At 56.2% G+C, this 19,193-nt stretch carries 19 protein-coding genes; 11 read left to right on the forward strand and 8 right to left on the reverse strand.

Annotated features, from left to right (window positions below):
* Positions 1-153 precede the first annotated feature (153 nt).
* The 3 genes from KXG62_RS14500 (at position 154) to KXG62_RS14510 (ending at position 2,377) form a co-directional block, all read left to right on the forward strand.
* Positions 154-381 (forward strand): 3-dehydroquinate dehydratase, encoded by a 228-nt coding sequence (locus tag KXG62_RS14500; protein WP_218092700.1) that lies wholly within the window; start codon positions 154-156, stop codon positions 379-381.
* A gap of 124 nt (positions 382-505) precedes the next feature.
* Positions 506-1,279: a sugar phosphate isomerase/epimerase family protein gene (locus KXG62_RS14505; protein ID WP_218092701.1), complete on the forward strand. Its 774-nt coding sequence runs from the start codon at positions 506-508 to the stop codon at positions 1,277-1,279.
* Positions 1,280-1,357: 78 nt separating this feature from the next.
* Positions 1,358-2,377, forward strand: a complete 1,020-nt coding sequence (locus KXG62_RS14510; protein ID WP_218092702.1) for a Gfo/Idh/MocA family protein — start codon at positions 1,358-1,360, stop codon at positions 2,375-2,377.
* A gap of 147 nt (positions 2,378-2,524) precedes the next feature.
* Here KXG62_RS14510 and KXG62_RS14515 read toward each other — a convergent pair whose 3' ends face one another.
* Positions 2,525-3,016 carry a CcdC family protein gene (locus KXG62_RS14515; RefSeq protein WP_218092703.1) on the reverse strand — a complete coding sequence of 164 codons (492 nt, stop codon included), beginning with the start codon at positions 3,014-3,016 and terminating at the stop codon, positions 2,525-2,527.
* A 129-nt stretch (positions 3,017-3,145) separates the two neighbouring features.
* Here KXG62_RS14515 and KXG62_RS14520 point away from each other — a divergent pair, with 129 nt between their 5' ends.
* Together KXG62_RS14520 and KXG62_RS14525 are read left to right on the forward strand one after the other, a co-directional pair.
* A complete protein-coding gene (locus KXG62_RS14520; protein WP_218092704.1) occupies positions 3,146-3,310 on the forward strand; it encodes a hypothetical protein in 165 nt (54 codons plus the stop codon).
* A 134-nt stretch (positions 3,311-3,444) separates the two neighbouring features.
* The gene (locus KXG62_RS14525; RefSeq protein WP_218092705.1) at positions 3,445-4,893 is read left to right on the forward strand and encodes an ATP-binding protein; all 1,449 of its coding nucleotides are present in this window, start codon (positions 3,445-3,447) and stop codon (positions 4,891-4,893) included.
* On the opposite strand, the gene KXG62_RS14530 is transcribed toward KXG62_RS14525, so the two are convergent.
* The 3 genes from KXG62_RS14530 to KXG62_RS14540 all read right to left on the reverse strand — a co-directional run bounded on the left by KXG62_RS14530 (position 4,890) and on the right by KXG62_RS14540 (position 7,353).
* Positions 4,890-5,690 carry a nucleotidyltransferase domain-containing protein gene (locus tag KXG62_RS14530; RefSeq protein ID WP_246627451.1) on the reverse strand — a complete coding sequence of 267 codons (801 nt, stop codon included), beginning with the start codon at positions 5,688-5,690 and terminating at the stop codon, positions 4,890-4,892. The genes KXG62_RS14525 and KXG62_RS14530 overlap by 4 nt on opposite strands.
* Positions 5,691-5,798: 108 nt before the next feature.
* Positions 5,799-6,524, reverse strand: a complete 726-nt coding sequence (locus KXG62_RS14535; protein WP_218092706.1) for a class I SAM-dependent methyltransferase — start codon at positions 6,522-6,524, stop codon at positions 5,799-5,801.
* 73 nt (positions 6,525-6,597) lie between these two features.
* Positions 6,598-7,353, reverse strand: a complete 756-nt coding sequence (locus tag KXG62_RS14540) for a polysaccharide deacetylase family protein (protein ID WP_218092785.1) — start codon at positions 7,351-7,353, stop codon at positions 6,598-6,600.
* 178 nt (positions 7,354-7,531) lie between these two features.
* Between KXG62_RS14540 and KXG62_RS14545 the strand changes: the two genes are divergently transcribed.
* A complete protein-coding gene (locus KXG62_RS14545) occupies positions 7,532-8,662 on the forward strand; it encodes a hypothetical protein (protein ID WP_218092707.1) in 1,131 nt (376 codons plus the stop codon).
* Between the two features lie 9 nt (positions 8,663-8,671).
* Here KXG62_RS14545 and KXG62_RS14550 read toward each other — a convergent pair whose 3' ends face one another.
* Genes KXG62_RS14550 through KXG62_RS14560 form a run of 3 tightly spaced genes read right to left on the reverse strand, consistent with a single transcriptional unit; the run spans position 8,672 to position 12,209 of the window.
* The gene (locus KXG62_RS14550) at positions 8,672-9,763 is read right to left on the reverse strand and encodes a Ger(x)C family spore germination protein (protein ID WP_218092708.1); all 1,092 of its coding nucleotides are present in this window, start codon (positions 9,761-9,763) and stop codon (positions 8,672-8,674) included.
* A complete protein-coding gene (locus KXG62_RS14555; RefSeq protein WP_218092709.1) occupies positions 9,733-10,854 on the reverse strand; it encodes a GerAB/ArcD/ProY family transporter in 1,122 nt (373 codons plus the stop codon). The genes KXG62_RS14550 and KXG62_RS14555 overlap by 31 nt, the downstream gene beginning before the upstream one ends.
* Positions 10,851-12,209 (reverse strand): spore germination protein, encoded by a 1,359-nt coding sequence (locus KXG62_RS14560; RefSeq protein WP_218092710.1) that lies wholly within the window; start codon positions 12,207-12,209, stop codon positions 10,851-10,853. Before KXG62_RS14560 ends, KXG62_RS14555 begins: the two co-directional genes overlap by 4 nt.
* 201 nt (positions 12,210-12,410) lie before the next feature.
* On the opposite strand from KXG62_RS14560, the gene KXG62_RS14565 reads away from it, so the two are divergent.
* The 4 genes from KXG62_RS14565 to KXG62_RS14580 are packed head-to-tail and all read left to right on the forward strand — an operon-like array spanning position 12,411 to position 16,472.
* A complete protein-coding gene (locus KXG62_RS14565; protein ID WP_218092786.1) occupies positions 12,411-13,958 on the forward strand; it encodes a spore germination protein in 1,548 nt (515 codons plus the stop codon).
* A 9-nt stretch (positions 13,959-13,967) separates the two neighbouring features.
* Complete coding sequence (locus KXG62_RS14570) at positions 13,968-15,080, forward strand: GerAB/ArcD/ProY family transporter (protein WP_218092711.1); 1,113 nt, start codon at positions 13,968-13,970, stop codon at positions 15,078-15,080.
* Positions 15,067-16,296: a Ger(x)C family spore germination protein gene (locus KXG62_RS14575; protein WP_218092712.1), complete on the forward strand. Its 1,230-nt coding sequence runs from the start codon at positions 15,067-15,069 to the stop codon at positions 16,294-16,296. The genes KXG62_RS14570 and KXG62_RS14575 overlap by 14 nt, the downstream gene beginning before the upstream one ends.
* Positions 16,297-16,313: 17 nt before the next feature.
* Entirely contained in the window at positions 16,314-16,472 is a 159-nt protein-coding gene (locus tag KXG62_RS14580; protein ID WP_218092713.1) for a hypothetical protein, read from the forward strand.
* 116 nt (positions 16,473-16,588) lie between these two features.
* Here KXG62_RS14580 and KXG62_RS14585 read toward each other — a convergent pair whose 3' ends face one another.
* The gene (locus KXG62_RS14585) at positions 16,589-17,269 is read right to left on the reverse strand and encodes a hypothetical protein (RefSeq protein WP_246627453.1); all 681 of its coding nucleotides are present in this window, start codon (positions 17,267-17,269) and stop codon (positions 16,589-16,591) included.
* A gap of 417 nt (positions 17,270-17,686) precedes the next feature.
* On the opposite strand from KXG62_RS14585, the gene KXG62_RS14590 reads away from it, so the two are divergent.
* Positions 17,687-19,159: a protein adenylyltransferase SelO gene (locus KXG62_RS14590; protein ID WP_218092714.1), complete on the forward strand. Its 1,473-nt coding sequence runs from the start codon at positions 17,687-17,689 to the stop codon at positions 19,157-19,159.
* Positions 19,160-19,193 lie beyond the last annotated feature (34 nt).

Consider the following 19,193-nt stretch of genomic DNA (forward strand, 5'->3'; position numbering starts at 1 on the left):
ATTACATCGTGAAGATCTGTCCCAACACAGGGGCAGGTCTTTTTTTTGAAAAGTTGTTGACAAATTGTAATAATATTTTAAGCTTATATTAATAATCGTAATTTATTCTATTAATAAAACGTTGATTCAAATGATAGAGGGAAGGTGTTTAGGATGAAGGCTTTTGTAACGATCCAAAATAAACAAATCCCCGTGTTCGCCGACAACTTGAATAAAAAGACCTTGAAGCTGCTGAAGTCGGCTTTGGACAAAAAGGTGGAAAACGGCAGAAATGCGCTGAAGAAATGCCTGCATTCCTTAATCAGTATCGAAGTGATCGGATGCGAAGCCATCCTTCACTCGCTAAATGAAAAAGATTCGCTCGCTCTGTCTCTCTATTAAGAGAGGCTTTTTTTTATCCAAAAAAATAGCAAGATAGTTCATATGCCAATGATATCGAGTATGTTCATTTCCGCCTCCATGCTGTTACTATGAAAGTATAAACGACAACAATGGAGGTCATAACGTGAGAAGAATGGGAATTGGCTTGCAGCTGTACACGCTGCGCAGCGAAACGGCTGCCGACTTTGAAGGGACGCTGCGGAAAGTGGCGGAGCTCGGCTACGAAGGCGTGGAATTCGCCGGGTACGGCGGTTTGCCGGCGGAACAGCTCGGCGCGCTGCTCAAAGAATTGAATTTGAAAGCCATCGGGGCGCATGTCGGCCTGAAAAATTTACGCGACAATTTGCAGGGAGAGATCGATTATTTGCGTGCCATCGGCGGCACGTACTTGATCTGCCCATCCATACCGAAGGAAGAGCGAGAGGATGCGGAAGGCTGGAAGCGGCTGTTTGCGTTTTTCGAGCAAGCGGGCGCCGAAGCAAGGAAGCAAGGACTCGTGTTTGCATATCATAACCACGCGTTTGAATTCGGGCAGGACGTAGACGGCCAGTTCGCGTTTGACGCATTGTATTCCCACACGGCACCGGACTCGGTTCAAGTGGAGATGGACGTGTGCTGGGTGCAGTTCGCCGGGCAGAATCCGCTGGAATACATCGCTCGCTACAACGGCAGATTGCCGCTGCTCCACTTGAAGGACTTCAGCAAGGATGAAGAAGGCAAGATGAAGACGCTCGAGCTCGGTCAGGGCGACGTGCAGCTGTCCGGCGTAATCGAAGCCGCGTCCGACGCTGGGGTCGAGTGGCTCATCGTCGAGCAGGACCACTGCCAGAACCCGCCGCTGCAAAGCGTGGCGAACAGTTACGGCTGGGTCAAAAAGCATTGTTTGGAGCAGCTGTAGCTAGAGCCCTGCAGGACAGGTCTGTCCTGGTAGGAGCAGCATGAATACGAACTTTCAAGATAAAGGAGCTAACTTTCCATGAGTAAAATAAAAGTAGCTGTCATCGGCTGCGGCGCGATTGCGCAGCGCCGTCATATTCCCGAGTATGAAGCGAATCCGCATGTGGAATTGGTCGCCTTTGCCGATCCGGTGATCGAAAGAGCGCAAAAGTACGCCGAGAAGCACGGCGCGCTTGCGTTTGCCGATTACCGCGAGCTGCTCAAAGAGGTGAAAGTGGACGCGGTGAGCGTATGTACGCCGAATGCGCTGCATGCTCCCGTAGCCATCGCGGCGGCGAATGCCGGGGCGCATGTACTGGTCGAGAAGCCGATGGCGGCAACGGCCGAAGAAGGCCGCGCGATGATCGAAGCGGCGCAGCAGAACGGCGTGTACCTTATGGTCGGCCACAACCAAAGGCTGATGCCGCCTCACGCGAAAGCGAAAGAAATTTTGGATAGCGGACGGCTGGGCAAAGTCATTTCGTTCCGCACGTCGTTCGGTCATCCGGGACCGGAACGGTGGAGCGTGGACGGGAAGGACAGCTGGTTTTTCCGCAAAGACGAAGCGATCATGGGCGCGATGGGCGACCTGGGCGTACATAAATCCGACCTGATTCGTTATTTACTGAGCGACGAAGTGGCCGATGTTGCCGGGTTCGTCAACACGCTCCACAAGGAAGGCACGGATGTGGACGACAACGCCACTTGCCTGCTTCGGATGAAGAGCGGCACGATCGGCACACTGGTCGCAAGCTGGACGTACTATAAGGGTGAAGACAACAGCACGGTGCTGTGGTGCGAGAACGGCGTCATGAAGGTCGGTACGCATCCAGACGATCAGGTGATCGTTGAGCTGCGCAACGGGACGGTGGAGCGTTACAAAGTTGGCGCTATCGCGACCAACGAAAAACAAACGTCGAGCGGCGTCATCGATACGTTTGTGAACAGCATCGTTACGCAGACGCCTCCGAGCATTTCCGGGGAAGAGGGACTCCGCTCCTTGGAAGTCATCTTGGCAGCATTCGAATCCCAAGCAACCGGCAAAGTCATTTCGCTATAATCTCATATCGGTTCGGCAAGGAAAAAAGCAGCCTGCCGCATGAACGCCTCCGCAAGTTAGCGATGTCTAGCTTGCGGAGAAGGTTCGCGCGGCAAAGCTGCTTTTTGATTATTGCCGGATGGCTGCTCGCCGTGATGACCAGTTTCTTCACGCCGCAGCCCGAGGAGCCGTCAGACGGCGGTACTGCATCAGCATGGAGGCGCGCCACGGAAGGAGCATGCCGAAGGCGAGCAGGAAGAACAGCGCACCGGTCTGCGGGATGGAGACGAACTGTTCGATATAGCTATGAAGGGCGATTCGCAGCGCGAGCAGGCCAAGCAGCACGAATGCAAATGCTTTCGACCGTTTCATATACACCGCTCCGTCCTTGAACTCGAGCTGGGAGCTGCGGATCAGCGGATAAGACAAGCACAACAGTCCGGCGGCGAGCGCGATCACCGCCCACAGCAGCGGAATGCGGCATGCCGGAACGACAAACATAAGAAAACCGGTGCTCATTCCTAACGGAGGCATGACGATCTTGGCGGGCGTAATCGGCCGGCAGCCGGCCCGGGTACGGACGACAATGGCAAGCAGCGCCATGATTGCCATGCCGATGCTGGATACCGTCTGCAAATGAAGCGTTCCGAAATGGACCATAACAGATCCCTCCTGAAGTAATATAATAATAGTATACCACATGCGATGAGCGCATTTCACAAGCAGACGATTTCCATGCCATAATGTGAGCTCATCTGCAGGGACGATTACGGACAGGAGGATTGCGCAATGGAAGAACAGGAAGAGCAGCGGCCGGTGACCGATTTATTTGTCGAAGATTACGAGGAGTTTCTGGAGGAAGAAGAACGGTGGCAGCCCGGCGCGGTGGAATATTTCCGAAGGAAAAGAACGAGAAATCCCGAACGAAGGCCACAAGAAAGGAGAATCAGGTAAACAAAACGTCTGGTATATTTGGAAAGGCTAGGGATTTTTTGTCGAACGGGCAGGAAAATGATGACAGTTCATCGAATAGGTGTTAGATAGAAGTGGCATCTAACGAACCTGATTGACGGGGTATGGAGGGAACTATGGCAATCCAGCACCAACTCGCAGCGCATCCCTTATTTTTTCGGATGTTCCAGCATATTCCGATCGGAATGGCGATTTTATCCGAGACGGGGACTTGGCTGCAGACGAATCCCGTACTGCAACAGTGGCTAGGTTGCACGGGCGAGGAATTGCATAATCGAACTCTGTTTGAATATACCCATCCTGAAGAGACGGAACCGTTGTATATGCTCCTGCTCCAGCTTCGAATGAATCCGGCATCCGATATGAGCCGCGAACCGCTCTTGATCCATTACCGGTATATTCACAAGAACGGCCAGGAAGAGCTGTTTCGGATTCTAGCCGTAAAGGAGACGATCGGCCCTGAAAACAGCAATGTGCTCGTCCTAACGTTCGACAAACGGAAGCAGACGGAATCCCCCTTCGCCAAAAGCGAAGAGCAGTACCGCGAGCTGATCGAGGAGCTTCCCGTTGCTTTCCTGATTCAGCAGGAGTGCCGCTGGGTGTACGCCAATGAAGCAGCGGTGAGACTGCTCGATGCGTCGGACAAGAGCCAAATTCTCGGCATGGATGTGTTCGGTTTCATTCATTCGGATTTTCATGATTTGCTGCAGGAGCGGATGAAGCTGATCCGGGGAGGCGAATCGGTTCCGCCGTTAAAGCAGAAATTCATAACCGTTACCGGACAACTGGTCGACGTTGAAGTATCGGCTTGTCCGTTTCAATACGAGGAGCAATTTGCGATTTTTATCATATTGCGGGATATTAGCGAATCTCAGAAAGCACAGGAGCTTCTGCAGGCATCGGAGAAGCTGAGCCTCGTCGGGCAGCTGGCCGCCGCCTTCGCGCATGAGATCCGGAACCCGCTGACGGCGGTCAAAGGCTTCATCTCCCTGATTCAGTCTTCCGGCGGAACCAAGCCGCACTACTACGATATCATTACCTCGGAGATTACGCGGATGGAGCAGATCCTAAGCGAGATGCTGCTGCTCGCCAAGCCGCAGGCAGCCCGGTTTATGCCATGCGACATTCGGGTGCTGCTCGCGCACGTGACGACGCTCATCGAAATGCAAGCGGTCATCAACCGTGTCGAATTTGCCACCGAATACGAGAACGGCATCCCGAACCTGGAATGCGATGAGAACCAGATGAAGCAGGTTTTCATTAATTTATTGAAAAATTCGGTCGAAGCGATGCCGGGCGGCGGCCGCGTGAGAATCGAAGTAGGCAGCAAGGGCTTCGATCATATCGTCGTCCGGATTATCGACGAAGGGTGCGGCATACCGAAAGACAAGCTGCCGCGAGTCGGCCAGCCATTTTTTACGACAAAAGAAAAAGGAACGGGACTCGGGATGATGGTTACTTTCAGAATTATTGAAAATCACCGCGGTACGGTTCATATTGCAAGCGAGGAAGGGAAAGGAACGACTGTGGAAATTACACTGCCGGTATCGGCGCAATCGGCTTAATCCGGCAGTACCGTCTTCCAATCGATGAGCGGCAGGAACGGATGAACTGTGTCCTTCTCCGTTTCCGGGGCTTCTTCATCCGCCTCATCTTCCCATAAGCCCTCGCTATACCCTTCCGTCAGCCGACCGCCATACGGTTCGAGCAGACGATGAGCAAACGAAAGAAGCGGCTGCTTCGCATCGTTGCGGTAATAAGCCTCGAGCGCGGCCGCCAGCTCCGCGCTGCCCTTGGCGTCATAGCGCTGAAGGCAGCGCCACAGCCATTTGCCGTCGCCGATCCACTGCCCGCCGCAGCGCAGCATGAACTCCGCCAGCTGAGCTGACAATTTACGGACGATGAAGAGGCTCTCCGCCCGGCTTGCGGACCCTTCCCAATCGTCCAGCGATTCCCCGATCTCGTACCTTGCTTTGTCGCGCTCCTGCGCCGTCCAGGCCGGCGGACCTGCCTGCATCTCCTGGCGCGCTTCCTCTACGATATCGTGAATGGCGGAAGCGCCGTGAACGACGATGCCCTCCGCACACATGCGCTGCAATGAAGGGATTGCGATATCGACCGCTTGGTCGAAGAAATAACGGTATGACGATCGCGTCAGGATGAATGCCTCGATCGTCCACCCGTAGGCCGCATAGGTTTTGCGGTAAGGGCCGTGGCCCGACTCGTCGAAGATGACAAGATCCAGATCCGAATGATCCGTAGCATCGCCCCGTACGACGCTTCCCGCTACAATCGCGGCCTCGCATTCGGGGAAATACGCTGCGATGAACTGCGCCGCGGCTTCCATGGCCGGCAGGTTCATAGGTACTCACTTCCGCTCCGTCGGTTTGCGTATCCAAGACGACTGTCCTCCGTCGTCGTGATTAGCATATGCGATTGCCCGGAAATCGGTGTTCGAAGCCGGGCGAGCCTATGATTTGGTGCCGATCAGCAGCGCGTACCCCATATTCAGCCGGTTTTTATGAATGAGCTCATCGTGCTCCAGCGACGTTTTCCATATGGCCGGATCCATAAACACCCCGCCGTCGATGACCTGCAGCATATCGGGGGTTTGCTCCGACTCCGCCGCCAAATGCTCTTGGAACATGGAGCGGTTTTTCGTCGCCGTTTCGGCAAATCCGGCTGCCGTAAGCGCCTCCAGCCAGCCTTCTACGGACAGCAGCTGATGGAAGCCGAAGAACCGCACCACCTCTGCATAATCTTCCTGCGCCATATCGCCCATGAGCATCACTTCCCGGTCGTATAAGACGCCGCCCGGCTTCAAGACGCGGAAATATTCGCTCAAAGCGATCGAACTGTCGGCAAAATTCGTAACCGATTCCGCAAGTACGATATTGAACGAACCGTTCGTAAACGGCAAAGCGTCGATACTTCCCTGAACAAACGTGACGTCCAGCTTTTCCGCCGCCGCCCGCTGCCTCGCTTTGGCCAGCATTTCTTCGCGGATGTCCAGACCGGTCACCGTGTGGCCGTTTCTCGCCAAATGGCAAGCTGTCCGTCCGGTCCCGCATCCGACCTCGAGAACGCGGCTGCCTGCGGGCAGGGGAAATTCGCTAAGCTGCTGCAGCGTAGCGGCAAATCCGCCCGGGTGCGCACTACCGACCCCAAGGCGCGTAAGCATATCCAAATAACTCATCGGCATCCCCTTCCTTCTCCGTATGGTCTATTTTATGAGAAGAAAGGAGATGGGTTATAGTTAAATGTCCATGTTACGGTACGTTTTTTGCATCGGGGCTGCGCACCGGCTTCAGCTTGCTGTACGTGAGCAGCTCCGATACCGTGACGAAGCGGAAACCTCTCTTTTGCAGCTCAGGCAAAATGATCTCGAGCGCCTGTACCGTCTGGCTCTTGCCTTCGACATAGTCGTGGAAGAGGACGATATCCCCGTTACGCGGGTTGCGCAGCACCCGGTCTACGATCTTCTGAACGCCGGGGGTTGCCCAGTCTCGCGTATCTTGATGCCAGGACCACATGACGACGGTGTAGCCGTTGCCCTTAGCGGTTTCTACAAGCTTGTCGCTGTAAAAGCCGCCGGGCGGACGAAACAGATGACAATGCTTGCCTCCGACCGCATAGATGACGTCTTCGGCCCGCTCCAAGTCTTTGGCAAACTTGTGGACGGACAAGTTTTTGCCGAAGTAGGCATGGCTGTACGTATGGTTCGCCAGCTCATGGCCTTCCGCGATCTCGCGTCGGACCAGCTCCGGGAATCGCTCCACTTTGTTCCCGACGACAAAGAACGTTGCTTTCGCCTGATATTGCTTCAATAAATCGAGAATCAGCGCCGTATCCTTCTCGTGAGGACCGTCATCGAAGGTGAGAGCGACGACTTTCTCGTTGGTCGGCACCTCCCAGACCACCTCACCCCGGCTCTCGTAATAGTCTCTGCCTTTCTTCGGACCGGCGATCGCCGTACTGCCCAGGAGCAGCGAGCCTGCGCATAATAAGGCCGCGCTTCGGATCATCAGCTTTTGCAACAGAGAAACCTCCCTAATAGATTAAATCCGCGTATAGATGTAGGATGGCTTACTGCTCTTGGAATATTCGGAGCGCCGTGACACCATTTACCTGTCATGCCCGCCGGCCCGGTATGAAATGCTAATGAAGGTGCAATCTCATGCGAATGAGGAGCGAAAACTTTCGATGAATAAATGGATCATACTCCCGCTGGCGCTGCTGTTAGGGATCGGCGGGCAGAACGCGGCGGCTTCGGCCAAACCGAAAAAAGAAATCATGACGGAATTTCTTGTCGTCGTCAAGGCGTCGAACGAAGCGGAGCTTCGGACTGAACTGCGGCTGCAATCAACCGAACTGCAGCGCAGCTTGAAAAAAAACGAGCCGGTCTCAGCCGATGAGGCCGTACCGGTGATCGCCGATACGCAAATTATTGCGCGCACGGGACAGACGGAAACGGTGTATGAGGTAGGGCGGGGCCTGGAGCTGTACGATCGGCAGCACAAGCAAATGCGGCTGCTGCCGGAGTCCGCGAAGCATAAGCTTGATCTGTATGTGCGCGCCGCAAGGCAGGCGCATTACGGGAAGCTGACCCCGTGGAAAGAAGCGGAGCGGATCGTCGCGAGAAAAGCGATATGCCAGGTCACCGATCTGGAGACCGGGCTGTCGTTTCAGGTACAGCGGCGGGCGGGAAGCAGCCACGCGGATATGCAGCCCCTCACCAAGGCGGACACGGCGATCATGAAGCAAATTTATGAAGGGAAATGGAGCTGGCGGCGGCGGGCGGTGCTCGTCTCCAAGGAAGGTCAGGTGCTGGCCGGATCGATGCACGGCATGCCGCATGGCGGAGACGGCATACCGGACAATGACTTCTCGGGTCATTTTTGCATCCATTTTCTCGACAGCACGACGCACGGCTCCAACCAGGTCGATCCGGACCATCAATGGATGATTTACAAAGCAGCAGGTCAACTGGACGAGAAGCTGGCGAAGGCATCGCCTTACGAGGTGATCGACAGCTTTCTCATCGGGTTGAACCAGCAGGACCGGGAGCTGGTCCGCCGCGGCTTCGCCGACCAGGCGAGTCCGCAGCTGGCCTTTTACCTGGATGGGCTTGCCCGCATGAAGGCAGTTAAGAAAGCGAAGCCGTTCGACGGGAAAGACCCGGGCGAAGCGTCCACCCTCGAAATCCCCGTTCCGGTCACCGTCTGGTTCAACGGCCAGCAGCCGGAGCGCCAAGTGTTCGTTTTTACGATGAAACGCTCAGGCCGGGATACCCCTTGGAAAATCGACTCGTTGCACCCTATCTCCGGTAAATAAGGACAGGCGTTAATTAATGACGCCTGTCCCTTTCAGCTTCACCGCTACATTCGCGCGAAACTCGAGCTCCGGGTAAAGCGCATTCCATTCCTCCCAAGCGTTCGGCTGGCTGTGCATAGCCCGGTAGCGCAGCCCGAATCCGATCGGATCGACATGAAGCTTCTGAAGCTTAGTGAGCAGAAGTACGATACGCCTGGAAATGCCCGCTGCTACAGCCTGCTCCGCCTTTTCCCAATCGGTGTGATACAAGGGCTTCTTCGATTCTTCGGCAATGCCTGTCATACTGACGCGATAATCGATTCGCGGCTTGCCGTCAGGCCGAGCGACGATCCGATAACCCGCCTTGAAGCGGTCTACCGCCAGTACGAACTCGAAATCATTCGAGTTCGTGTTGATATCGACTTTATCGAAGCCTCGCATCAGCTCGTTAAGCACCCGGGTTTCTCCCGGATTGAGCGTGCCGACCATGCGCTCCTTATCGAATAAGGCGATCCGGTTGATCATATACGTCTCCTCGTTCAGCGGTTCGATGATCGGCATATAAGGGTCAAGTCCCGGTTCGTTCAGCCTGCGGTAAAAGTCGAACAAATATTCCGTGATGATGTAGGATGACTCGGTGCCCTCCTGGTCGAAGGTGAGAAACAGCGCATTGGCGGGCAAGCGTTCCGATTTGGGGCTCAGCGCAAGTACCGACTCGGCCGAAGGGGCGGAGACGGCGAAATAAGCGATGCTCTGAATATCCCGGCGCCGGAAAAACCAGTCCAGCGGCTCGCGGACGCCCGATCGGGCCAACGATTCGCCGATTAAAACAATTTTGGCGTGCCCGAAATCGAGCTCCTTGTCAATCTTGGATTTGAGCAGCCGAACCGCCTCCGCGATCGTATTCGATTCTTGCGAAATGATTTGATATTTGCTGTTGCCTGGCTCGATCTTCGAGCTCGGGATGCCGAGCTTCAGCGTTACTTTGAACGGCGTGCTCTCGCTGCCTGTACGGTCGATGCCGACCCCAAGCACGAAAAAGCGTTTGTCCAAGTCTTTAAAGCCGCATCCGGTCAACAGCACAACGGCCATTAATGCGAGGAAACAGCGGAATCGCGGCATACCGGTTTCTTCCTCCTTGCAAGCAGGACAATGAGAAGCACAAGCAGGATTTCGCTGGCAAACCGCAATTCGAGCCATTTTGCGGCCCATTCGATGATCGTTTTCTCGCTAAGGACGACCAGAAAGCCAACGATACCGCCCCCCATGACAACACAAATCATCCAGCGAACGAGCATCGCGCTGCGGGATGACCGGTGTTCCCGTACGGAGAACAGAGAGGAGACGAGTTCCGTCCCGACGTGCCACGAAACGATGCCCAAAATGATGGAAATGTTCAAGTACAGCAGCAAAAATACGAAAGCGACGCGCTCGACAGGCCCAAGCTCCATTCGCATCGAATCGGCGGTCGAGACCCACGAATACATATATTGCTCTACGCCGGTTGTCCCGTGAAAGCCGATGGGGATGAAAAACGTGGTCGCCAGCACACCCGCTCCCAGCGCCGGTATGAGCCAGATCCATTTGGGGACAAACGGTTTGTCATTGAGACGGTTGAAAATCAGCATATTGCTGTATCCGCTGAAAATGTACGATGCTGCCGACAGGCCGGACACGGAGGGAGCTTTGTCCCAGTAGCCCGCGACGACGCGAATGGCGTCCCAGTTCATATATTGATTGCTCATCGCCTTGAACAAAATGAGCGCAATAAACGGCGTGCTCATGAGCAGCACGATCTCAAGGGCGAACAGCACGGAGGAAGAGGGCCGTGTCGCTCCGAGCGTGACGACGAACAAGAAGGCCAGCATAATCGCAGTGAGCGGCATGTCCGGGTTAATAAAGCTGCGGGTAATCGCTCCGAAAGTGACGAGGACGAGCGCTCCAGCCAAAAACCACATAAGCGACAAATACAAAAGGAGCGGAATGCGGAGCCAGGCGGGCATCCATTGCCGGAGCAGCTCCGGCAGCCCCATGCCGGGGAATCGACGGAGCGTTCGGGTGAGCATGATAACGAGTCCCGTCCCGAGCGGGATACTGATCAGGATAGACATGAGCGCGCCGTTGTAACGGCCGATGATCAACGTGCGCGGAACAAACAAAATCGTGTTCACCAGCATATTCATCACAATCAAATAGTAAAAGTACCGGTTCATTCGAAACGACCGCCTCTTTTCAAACCATTTTCACGTTCATTGACAAATACTTTGAAGTACGGCTTGCCGAAACTTCGCAGATCGGACAGAACGATGGTGTACGTCAGCAGCCCGAGCATGATGCCGACCAGTCCGCTCAAGCTGGCCAGCAGAATAAGCGGATACTTGGCGATGCGAACCGCCAGGCTCATCGGGCTGATCGGAATAACGAAGTTGGAGATGGCGACCGCTGCCGAAATAATGATCATGATGCTGCTGACAAGCCCGGCTTGCTGCGCCGCCTGTCCCAGAATGAGGCCGCCTACAGTTGTGGCGGTAGAGCCGATATATTTAGGAAGCCGCAGACTTGCTTCGGTGAGCGCTTCCGTCATGAACATCATGAAGATCACCTCCATGTACGACGGATACGGCACGGCTGCGCGGCTGCCGGCGATGGATAGCGTCAGCTGCACGCGGAAAAACTCGGGGTTATAGGAAACGACCGCTACATACAGGGCCGGAGCTGTTAACGTAATAAAAAGCGCGATGAAGCGCAGCCACAGGAAAGGGCGGGCTACCCAGAACGGCTGGTACTGATCGTCCATCGAAGAGAAGAAGTCATAAAAGACAGCGGGCACGATCATGGAGAACGGCGTGCCGTCCAATAAAAAAATGACTTTCCCCTGCGACAGGTTGAGGGCGATCCGATCCGGTCTTTCCGTTGTCATCATCGTCGGCAGCAAGCTGCGCCGGGGCGGGGAGAGCAAGATTTGAAGCTGTGCGACCGCCGTAATGACGCGGGCTTTCAGGCAGGAGAGCCGCTCTCGGATTTCTTTCAGCACGGCAGGATCCGCTAACGTTTGATCGTATACGATGATGAGCTTCGTCTTGGACAGCGTACCGACGGTCAATTCTTGAACGACAAGGTCAGACGAAGGGTAGCGGCTGCGAATCATAAGCATGTTCGTCTTCAGGTTCTCCGTCAATGCCAGCTGCGGTCCCTGCAGCGTCGTCTCGATTGTTGTCGTGTTGGCTTGGCTGTTGATCGTGCTGGCGATGTCCAGGAGCAGCAGCTGGCCGTTCAAGCTGATCAGAGCGCAGCCCGACAAAATGCCGTCCATCGCCTCCTGCTCGGAGGCCGCAACCGAACAGTCCGGATGGGAGGCGAGATAGGCTGCGAGCGATGTCTCGCTGCCGCTTTCGAAGCAGGGGCGCAGCAAGCTGCCTTGGAGCTTGTTCTCGTCGCACAAGCTTGTTAAATACATCAGCTCGAAATGCGTGGTGCCGGAGTGAACTGGAGCGCAATGAAAATCCGAGGCATGCCGAAACCGTTCCTTCATGCGCTGTTGTACATCCGGCGAAGTTGTGGTCGTCATGGGGCTGCTCCTTCCATTATTCTCTGCGGCTTCCATGGCATAGGCTTCATTTTGCGGCAAAAAACAGGATATTATTCCTGACCTTTGCAGAACATAACTGAAGTAATAAACATTTTTTACATGCAGACGCTTTGCAGCGGACGGGAAGGAAGGCGATGTGCATTGTTCCGGTTCTTATTTCAGCAAGCGCAGCGCAAGCGGATGTTCGGTCAAAGCCATAGCGGCGGATCGGATTCGGCGTCCTCCCCTTCGGGCGGAAGGGCGATTTCGTCGTCGGTTGCCGCCAATACGGCTTACATTCAGCAGCTTCTCGGATCTCCCACCGATTTGCTGATCAGGGAATTCGGCGCCGGCCCCCGGAAGCATCGGCTTGTGCTTGTTTCGATCGACGGTCTGGCCGATAAAACCGTGTTGAATGACGATGTGCTCGGCGTGATCCAATCCGGCGACTGGCTGCAGCAAACGAGCCTGCCTGACGCCGGGGAAGCGGTACTGGATGCGCTGCATCACGAAGTGTTGGCCATTAACGGGATTGAGCGCATCGCAACGATGGACGAGGCGGTGCTGAACATTTTATCGGGAAATTCCGCCTTGTTTGTGGAAGGCGCGACCCAGGCACTCGCGCTCAGCAGCCAGGGATGGAAGAGCCGCGGGGTGGAAGAGCCGCAAACGGAGGCGCTCATTCGCGGTCCGCGGGAAGGCTTCACGGAGGACATGCGGGTTAATACGGCGCTGCTCCGGCGCCGCCTGCGCGATCCGAACCTGCGCATGGACAGCATACAAATCGGGCGCAGAAGCAAGAAAGACGTTGTGATCGCCTATATCCAGGGCATTGTTCATCCCGGATTGGTGAAGGAAGTGAAGCGGCGCATCGGTACGATTGACGTGGACGATCCCGAAGGATCCGGCTTTATCGAGCAGTGGATTATGGACAGCTTTCTCAGTCCGTTTCCGCAAATTCTGAACACGGAGCGCCCGGATAAAACAACCGCGGCGCTCACCCAAGGTAAGGTCGCCATAATTGTCGATGGGACGCCGTTTACCTTAGTACTGCCGATCACGATCGGATCGCTGGTGCAGTCGCCGGAAGACTATTATACGGATTGGATCATTTCTACCTTGATGCGGATATTGCGGTTCATTGCCGCCTTTCTGGCGACTTTCCTGCCGGCTTTATATATTGCGCTCGTCGAGTACCACCAGGGGATGATCCCCTCCAAGCTGGCGTTCTCCATTGCCGGCTCGCGCGAAGGGGTGCCGTTCCCGGCCGTAATCGAAGCGTCGCTGATGGAGGTCACGCTGGAAGTGCTGCGCGAAGCTGGGGTGCGACTGCCGCGGCCGATCGGTCAGACGATCGGTATCGTAGGGGGCCTTGTCATCGGCGAGGCGGCCGTTGCAGCCGGGATCGTAAGCCCGATCATGGTTATCGTCGTGTCGATTACGGCGATTTCTTCCTTTGCGCTGCCGTCGTATGCGTTCGCGACCTCGCTGCGCATCATCCGTTTCGGCGTCATGATGGCAGCCGCCGCGTTCGGGTTGTACGGCATCGTGCTGGCGTACATCATGATTAACATTCACATCGTGAATCTGAAGAGCTTCGGCATTCCGTTTTCCACCCCGTTCGCGCCGTTTTTTCGCGGCGATTGGAAGGACTTGGTGGTGCGGGCCCCAGTTACATTACTGACCCGGCGGCCGCAAATGATGCAGACTACGGATGAGGTTCGTATGGATACCCATGAGGGGAAGTGAGTCGGTTTCATGAAAGTATTCGAATACGGAGATCGGGAAATTAACGCGTCGGAATTGTTTTTCTCCGTATCGTCGATGATTCTGGGTATGGGCATCCTGACGCTTCCCCGAGGGCTTACCAAGACGGTGCCGTCTTCCGACGGATGGATGACGATCGTCCTTGCCGGACTGCTGTCGATCGGCTTCGTATGGGTATTGATGACCCTGGCTACGCGGTTTCCGAACGAGACGATCGTGGAGTTTTCCCGAACGCTCGTCGGCAAGCATGCAGCGTGGGGCTTATCGGTGCTGCTGTTTATCGCTTTCTTCATGTTCACCAGCTATGAAGTGCGCGGGGCGGCGGAGGTGGCGAAGCAATATTTGTTCCGAAGAACGCCGGTGGAAGTCATCGGACTGGCCTTTTTTCTTGTCGTGATCTATGCCGCATGCGGCACGAGGGTCGGGGTCATCCGGCTGAATGTTCTTTTTTTGCCGTTTGTGCTGGGCGTGTTCGTGCTGGTTATTGTCATGAATCTCGGATCTGTCCGCCTCGAGCATCTGCAGCCTGTATTCGTCAGCAATTGGAAGCAGATGTTCAGCGGCATATGGGAGAGCTTGTTTTCGTTTTTCGGCTTTGAAATCGTGCTCTTCTACGCCGCGCTGCTCAACCGTCCCGCCAAGGCGGTCAAAGCGGCGATATGGGGCGTGACGACGCCGATGCTTTTGTACGTTCTTTTATTTTTGTTCGTGATCGGCGTATTTTCGCCGGCGGCGACGGCTGAGCTGCAATATCCGACGGTGGAGCTGGCCAAGGAGATCGAGGTGCCCGGAGCCGTGCTTGAACGGTTCGAGTCGTTTTTTTTTACGATCTGGCTCATGACGCTGTTTAATTCGGCGGCGATGTCGCTTGACATCTGCTCGTATATCATGTGCAGGCTGGTCGGGGCCCGGAAGCGGCTCAACGTCATTCTCAGCCTCGCACCGGTCATGTTTGTATTATCCTTCATTCCACGCGATCTGCATGAATTCAGCAGTTTCGGCAAGTTGACCAGCTTGGTCGATCTAACGGCTTGCATCATGATTCCGTGCATGCTCTATGTCGTATTTCTTATCAAGGGAGGGCGGCGTCGTGGCAAGGGGTAGCAGCGCATGGTTCAAAGGGGTGCTGGCGGCCTGCGTGCTGCTGCTGGCGACCGGCTGCTGGGACCGGGTGGAGATCGATGAGCGAGGCTTTGTGATCGGGATTGCCGTCGATAAGCCGCGATCCCCCCGGGCGGAGACGCGAAGCCGGAGAGAAGCGCCGAATAAGCCGACCGGGAAAAACCGGTATGCCGCAACGTTCCAATTCGTCATTCCGGGCAAAATGCAAAACGGAGGGGGTAAAGGCTCGTCGTCGGCTGGAGACGAGTCGTTTCTGAATTTAACGTCCGAGGGAGATACGATATTCGACGTGGACCGGCAAATTTCCGCACGAGCGAGCCGTTCCCCGTACTATGAACATATGAAAGTCATTATTATTTCGGAGCATGTGGCGAAGGAGTCTGGGGAATTCGCACGGATTATGGACTTTTTTTTGCGGGAGCCGGAGATGCGCAGAAGCGCCAAAGTGCTCATATCTAACGGCGAAGCGCGGGGAGCGCTTGAAATCACGCCGAAAAACGAGAAGCTCCCGGTCATGTACATTAACTACATCGCCGAGAACAGCCCGAAAAATTCGCGCATGCTGCGGGAGACGAAGCTCGGCGATATTCATGAATTTTTGCTGCGGGGCCGCAGCTTTGCCGTACAGCGGGTTCTAAGCGCAGGCGGCGTGGAGGTAAAGGTCGTAGGTGCGGCGATTTTTCGCGGCAAGGACACCCGCTTGGTCGGATCGCTGGGCTCGGACGAAACCGAGGGATTGAATCTGCTCACGGGAGAATTCGATACCGGCATCGTCAAGTCGGAGGTCGATGGCGAGCTGGTCGTATTCGAGGCGCTAGCCGCAAAGAGGAAGATAAAAGCGGATGTATCCGATCCGCAGCATATCCGGTTCACGATTTCGATCGACACGGAAGGCACGATCGGGGAAACGTTTAAACAGCTCGACTACGGGAAGGAAGCGGTCTTGGCCCGGGTCGAACAAGCGGTTGCAGCCGAAATGGAGCGGATGGAGCGCGAGGCGATTCATAAGCTGCAGAACGAATTCCAGACGGATGCAATGAGGCTGGGCGCCTTCTTGGAGCAAAAGCATAACAAGGTGTGGAAGCAAGTGAAGAACAACTGGGAAGAAAGGGAGCGGCTGTTCACCACTTGCGAAATTAAGCTGCAAACCAACGTGAAAATTCGGCGTCTGGGAACGGTCAACCGCTCTCACAAATAAAGAAGGAGTGCATTCCTATGTGGCAAACGATCCATAGCTATATCCCGTCCGGGCTGACGTGGATTTGCGCAATGCTAAGCTGGCTTATTCCTTACGGCATGTATCGGATCAACAAGAAGCTTCATCAGCTCGGGGATCCGCCCTGGAAAAAGGACGGTACATGCGGAAGCGAATAGCAAAATGAGCGGGATTGCCAGCCGATCCAACGTCTTATGCGGAAGCAACAAACACTGATCCAGCTAAAAGATGCCCGGAGGCGAGGACTCGCTTCCGGGCATCGGTTTCGGCAGCCTTAATAGCAAAAAAATTGGTTGACGCGGCGCAGGTCAAGGCCGAAGTAAATCCAGAAACCGAACGGACCGCGGCCGAACCAGCGGTATCCGGCGATCGAGTCGCGACCGACGAACGTAAGGTAGATCCAATATTGTTCGCCGTTCGATTGCCAGATGTATACGTAGCGGAACAAACAGTTGCGAATGCTGCCGGGAGCGACCGACTGCGCCTGTATGGACTGCGTAGGGATGAACGACGGCGGTCCCGATGGCGGCGCTCCTACCTGTCCCGGGGCAGTTCCGCCTGGCCCGCCCGGTCCGCCGGGGAAGCCGCCGCCCGGGATGCCCGGCCCACCGGGGAAACCGCCGCCCGGGATGCCCGGCCCGCCGGGGAAACCGCCGCCGGGGATACCAGGCCCACCGGGGAAACCGCCGCCGGGCATTCCCGGCCCACCAGGGAAGCCACCGCCGGGGATACCAGGCCCACCGGGGAAACCGCCGCCGGGAATGCCCGGCGCACCGGGGAAACCGCCGCCGGGAATGCCCGGTCCTCCAGGGAAACCGCCGCCGGGAATGCCCGGCCCGCCGGGAAAGCCGCCGCCCGGAATACCCGGTCCTCCAGGGAGTCCCCCGCCCGTAGTGCCGCCGCCGGGCATGCCCGGAAGGAAACTGCGCTGCTCGCTATCAGACGGATATGTCATATCCACTCTCCTCTTCACCGATATGTACTGCGTGCTTTTACACGTCAAACGCCTATTTACTATACCAATATATGTTCCGATCGACTAAAGATGACCGGTTTCGAGCCCGTCCATTTCCCGTCCCGAGGCAATAATTTTCCGCGGTTTCGACTCCCGGGCTCTGTTCCTTCACATGACGAGATGCGCATATGGCGAAGCCTAGGTAGTGATTATGAAAAAAGAATTTCGCAGCGCTTTGCAGTGTAAAATCGGATTTGCTATGCTACTAAATATAGTTGCTGCTTTTGTTCTGGCGCATATGCCAGAAGTAGATGCGGCAAGAGACTGCCTGCGTTCACGAGAAGCGGGAGCGAGGCACATCTCATTTCTGCGCTAATAACAATAAACAATACCGGATGAACGGATAAAGGAGCCGCAATGACGGAAAACAATACGATTGAAACGGGATGGCATTTCGATAACAGCTACGCTGGGTTGCCGACATCGTTTTTTACGAGAATCAACCCTACTCCGGTACGCTCACCGCAGCTGGCCGTGCTAAACGAGCCGCTTGCGGCGGCGCTGGGGCTGGATGTCCGCGCGCTGCGCAGCAGCGAAGGAGCCGCGGAACTGGCCGGCAACCGGATTCCCGAGGGCGCTGCGCCGCTTGCGCAAGCGTATGCAGGACATCAATTCGGGTATTTCACGATGCTCGGCGACGGCCGTGCGGTGCTGCTCGGCGAGCAGGTGACCCCTGCCGGCGAACGGATGGATATTCAGCTGAAGGGGGCGGGCCGAACGCCATACTCCCGCGGGGGCGACGGCCGTGCGGCGCTCGGACCGATGCTGCGCGAATATATGATCAGCGAAGCGATGCATGCGCTCGGCATTCCGACGACCCGCAGCCTGGCGGTGGTATCCACCGGCGAGGCGGTCACCCGAGAGCGGGAATATCCCGGTGCCGTTCTGACCCGCATAGCGGCCAGCCATCTGCGCGTCGGTACGTTCCAGTACGCTGCCAATTGGGGCACGCTAGAGGAGCTTGCGCAGCTGGCGGATTACACGCTGCAGCGGCATTATTCTGAAGCCGACACGGGGGAGAACCGTTATTTGGCCCTGCTTCGGGAAGCGATCAAGCGCCAGGCTGCGCTCATCGCCAAATGGCAGCTCGTTGGGTTTATTCACGGCGTAATGAATACCGACAACATGGCGCTGAGCGGCGAAACGATCGATTACGGGCCTTGCGCCTTCATGGATGTTTACGATCCGGCGACGGTGTTCAGCTCCATCGACAGTCAGGGACGCTATGCCTACGGCAATCAGCCGCATATCGGCGCATGGAACCTTGCGAGATTGGCCGAAAGCTTATTGCCGCTGCTGCATGAGGACGAGGAGGAGGCCGTCCGGCTGGCCGAGGGCGCAATAGCTGGCTATGCGGAGCTGTACCGGGAGCACTGGCTCGCGGGAATGAGGGCGAAGCTGGGCTTGTTCGGCGAAGAACCGCAGGATGAAGCGCTGGCGGAAGACCTGCTTCGTCTAATGCACCAGCATCGCGCCGACTACACGAATACGTTCTGCGCGCTCACGCTTGGCAAGCCGGAGGATACGGCGCTGCACGGCAGCCCGGCCTTCGGACAGTGGCAGGAGCAGTGGCAGGCGAGATTAAGCAGGCAGCCGCAATCCACGGCCGACGTGCAGCAGCGGATGCGCAGCAGCAACCCTGCAGTCATCCCGCGCAATCACCGGGTGGAAGAAGCGCTGGATGCCGCAGTGCAGCAAGGCGATTACAGCGTCATGCAGCGGCTGCTGGCGGCGCTGACGCGCCCCTACGCGTATGCGCCCGAGCAGGCGGAATACGCCTTGCCGCCGGAGCCGTCCAACCAGCCGTACCGCACGTTCTGCGGGACGTGATACAGCGCAGCGGTCATCAGCCAGGTTCGAGGCG

It is taken from the genome of Paenibacillus solanacearum (assembly GCF_910593845.1).
Lineage (GTDB): Bacteria > Bacillota > Bacilli > Paenibacillales > NBRC-103111 > Paenibacillus_G > Paenibacillus_G solanacearum.